4 protein-coding genes are annotated in these 3,328 nt (G+C 73.7%); 2 read left to right on the top strand and 2 right to left on the bottom strand.

Annotation, left to right across the window (positions count from 1 at the left end):
* Positions 1-130 precede the first annotated feature (130 nt).
* A complete protein-coding gene (locus tag Dsi01nite_RS36750; protein WP_203850982.1) occupies positions 131-631 on the top strand; it encodes an NADPH-dependent FMN reductase in 501 nt (166 codons plus the stop codon).
* Between the two features lie 101 nt (positions 632-732).
* Here the strand turns inward: Dsi01nite_RS36750 and Dsi01nite_RS36755 are convergent, their stop codons facing one another.
* Together Dsi01nite_RS36755 and Dsi01nite_RS36760 are read right to left on the bottom strand one after the other, a co-directional pair.
* Positions 733-957 carry a hypothetical protein gene (locus tag Dsi01nite_RS36755; protein ID WP_203850983.1) on the bottom strand — a complete coding sequence of 75 codons (225 nt, stop codon included), beginning with the start codon at positions 955-957 and terminating at the stop codon, positions 733-735.
* 288 nt (positions 958-1,245) lie between these two features.
* The gene (locus Dsi01nite_RS36760) at positions 1,246-1,701 is read right to left on the bottom strand and encodes an RrF2 family transcriptional regulator (RefSeq protein WP_033359691.1); all 456 of its coding nucleotides are present in this window, start codon (positions 1,699-1,701) and stop codon (positions 1,246-1,248) included.
* 236 nt (positions 1,702-1,937) lie between these two features.
* Here Dsi01nite_RS36760 and Dsi01nite_RS36765 point away from each other — a divergent pair, with 236 nt between their 5' ends.
* The gene (locus Dsi01nite_RS36765) at positions 1,938-3,254 is read left to right on the top strand and encodes an ROK family transcriptional regulator (protein ID WP_203850984.1); all 1,317 of its coding nucleotides are present in this window, start codon (positions 1,938-1,940) and stop codon (positions 3,252-3,254) included.
* The last annotated feature ends 74 nt before the right edge of the window (positions 3,255-3,328 follow it).

Here is a 3,328-nt window from a genome sequence, read left to right on the forward strand (position 1 = left end):
AACGGCCACTACGCAGCCGCGTCCAACGGTCGCAGCGCACGGTCGCGTCTACCCCGTGCCCGTTGACGGTGGTCTCCGAGGTCACGTTGGCGCTATTTCCGACCGGGTCAATAGGAGATAGGATCAGCACATGATCGTCGTGCTCTCGGGCAACCCGCGTCCGCACTCCCGCACCCTGCATCTGGCGGAGGAGGTCGGCGCCGCGCTTGCCGACCGGCTCGGCCAGCCGGTGCCGCACACCATCGACGTGGCCGCGCTCGGTACGCGGCTGTTGCAGACCGGCGACGGCGCGGTTGCCGATGCCCTCGGCCGGCTCCGGCGGGCGAGCGTGCTGGTGGTGGCGACGCCGACATACAAGGGCACGTACACGGGCGTCCTGAAGGTCCTGCTGGACCAGCTGCCGGCCGAAGGGCTCAAGGACGTGGCGGCGGTGACCGTGGTGACCGCCGGGATCCGCCCGCAGGCCGACGCGACCGAACGGCACCTGCGCGAGCTGCTCGGTGAGCTCGGCGCGGTGCCGGTGACCCCGGGCCTGGCCGTCGTCGAGTCGGAGCTCGCGAACGCTGGGACGGCCGCGGCCGAGTACGTCGCCCAGGTCGGCGACGCCTTCACTGCCGAGGCCAAAGCCTGAACGTCGCGGTCTGAACGTCGCGGTCTGAACGTCGCGGTCTGAGCCCGCTGTCCGGGCTCCGGGTTTCCGGCGCGCTCCAGCCGGCGGTGACGGTTCCGTCGTCAGCGGCCCGTGAGGTTGCCCGCCATGGCGAGGGGTGAGTCGTCGGCGCCGTCGGCCTGGTCGCTGAGGACGTTCAGCGACCGGGCGATGCTCACCAGCGCATAGGTCTGGGTGACCTGCAGCGTGCGATCCATCTGCAGGTCGTCGGCCATGTCCAGCTCGTCGCGGATGGCGTGCAGGAAGCCCTCGGCCGCCTGCAGGTACGGGTCGTGCGCCTTAGACATGACCTGAGCGTAGGTCCGGAACAGGCGGCTCACCCCCGGTTCGGGACTTTCGGCCTGGCTCCCGACCCGCGGCGCGGACGCCCCGACGACCGCCAGCACTGACAGTCGGCGCCAGCCCTGAGCGTCAGCCCGCAGCGCCCGCCCTCAGGCCCGGCCCTCAGCGTCAGCAGTCAGCGCCGGCTCCCAGGGGTCAGCTCGCAGGGTCGGCTCGCAGGGTCGGCTCGCAGGGTCGGCTCGCAGGGTCGGCTCGCAGGGTCGGCTCGCAGCGCCGGCTCCCGGTGCCTGCGGTCAGCGGGGTTGCCACGCCTGGGGTGGTGTGGTGAGCCGCCGGACATGTGCCGGCATCCGGCCGCGGACCACGTCGGCGAGGCTGACCTCGTCGAGGACGTTGCGTACCGCGGCCCGCACCGCCACCCACAGCTGCTGCAGGTGTTCGGCGGTGCCGGAGTACATCGCCTCCTCCGGGCGCACGCCGCGAACCTCGGCGAGGGGGCCGTCGACGGCGCGGAGCACGTCGCCGACCATGATCTCCGAGGGCTGGCGGGTCAGGACATAGCCGCCGTCGACACCGCGCTGGCCCCGGACGAGGCCGGCCCGTCGCAGGTCGCCGAGGACCGCCTCCAGGAACTTGCGCGGCATCTCCTGTTCGTCGGCGAGGCCGGCGGCCGACACGACCGCGGGGTAGGCGGCCGCCAGACCGAGCGAGGCGCGCACCGCGTAGTCGCCGCGTGCCGAGATGTGCATGGCAAGACTGCCTTCCCGCAGAGAGCGTCGCCGTACCCATGACGGGCCGTGGGGCCCGCCAAGGGGCTAGCTTTTGGAGCTAGCCGATGGGGAATGTCCGATACCAATGTAGGGTGCGCGCTCACGGGTGATCGCCGGGGTAGCGTTGTCGGATTATGCGACCAGACGAACGCCTGGGTGAGCGGTCACCCGAACCCCGCTCGCCCGAACCTCGGCGGGGCGCCGATCACAATGTGATGCGGGAGGTCAACCGTTCGCTGGTGCTGGCGTTGGTGAAGGAGGGCGGGCCGGTCTCCCGCGCGAGCATCGCCCGGTCGACGACCCTGGCCAAGCCTACGGTGTCCGCGATCGTGGACGAGTTGATCGCCGACGGTCTGGTCCGCGAGCTCGGGCCCGGTTCGACCGCGGTCAGTGGCGGGCGGCCGCCGATCCTGCTCGAGTTCAACGCCCGCTCCCAACTGGTGGTCGGCGCGCACATCGGCGCCCGGCGCACCACGGTCGCGATCGGCGACGCCGCGGGTGAGGAGATCGCCCGGCGCGAGTTCCCGACGCCGACCGCGCTCGCCGCCGGGGCAGCGGGCACAGCGGGCACAGCGGGGGCGGCACCCGGTGCGGGTGCCGCATCCGCTGCGGGCGGCGCGCTGTCCGCGGGGGGCGCGGCTGCTGCGGGTGCGGTGGGGCTCACGGGGGTGTCGCCGGTCGACGCGCTGCGGATGGTGGCGGCCGAGGCCCGCGCCGCGATCCAGAGCACGGCGCTGCCGACCGCCCGGCTCGCCGCGGTCGGTGCCGTGCTGCCCGGGCTCACGGACTTCCACACCGGCGTGTGCCTGCTCGCGCCGAACCTGGGCTGGCGGGACGTGCCGGTCCGCGACATCCTCGCCGCCGAGCTCGGTGCCCCCGTCTACGTGCACAACGCCGGGCAGGCCGCCGCCGTCGCCGAGAACCTGGAGGGCGCCGGCGGCCGGGTCGGGGATCTGGCGCTGCTGTACGCCGGCACCGGCCTCTCCGCCGGCGTCCTGTCCGACGGCCGGGTGTTCCACGGCGTCGGTGGGACCGCGGGCGAGATCGGGCACAACGCCGTCCCCGGCAACGAGGAGCCGTGCAACTGCGGCAAGGTCGGCTGCCTGGAGACGGTCGCGTCGGGGCCGGCGATCGTGCGGGCGGTGCGCCGCGCCCTTGCTGCGGGGGAGACGTCGAGCCTGGCGGCGCTCGAGACGTTCGACGCGCGGGACGTCACGGCGGCGGCCCGGGCCGGGGACACCCTTGCCGCGTCCGCGATCGCCGAGGTCGGTGCGCATCTGGGGCTGGCCGCGTCATGGCTGATCAATGCGTACAACCCGGCGGTCGTCGTGGTCGGCGGTGGGCTGGCGCCGATCGGGGATCTGCTGCTGGACCCGCTGCGGGCCGCGGTGGCGCGGCACGCCCTGGCGCCGGCGCTGCGCGGCGTCGAGATCCGTGCGTCGGTGCTCGGTCCGGACGCGGAGGTGCGCGGGGCGGTGCTGCTGGCGTTGCAGCACTCCGAGACGTACTACCGGGTCGTCTTCCGTGCCTGACGGTGCCGTGCCTGACGGTGCCGTGCCTGACGGTGCCGTGCCTGACGGTGCCGTGCCTGACGGTGCCGTGCCTG

It is taken from the genome of Dactylosporangium siamense, from assembly GCF_016862795.1.
GTDB classification, from domain to species: Bacteria; Actinomycetota; Actinomycetes; order Mycobacteriales; family Micromonosporaceae; genus Dactylosporangium; species Dactylosporangium siamense.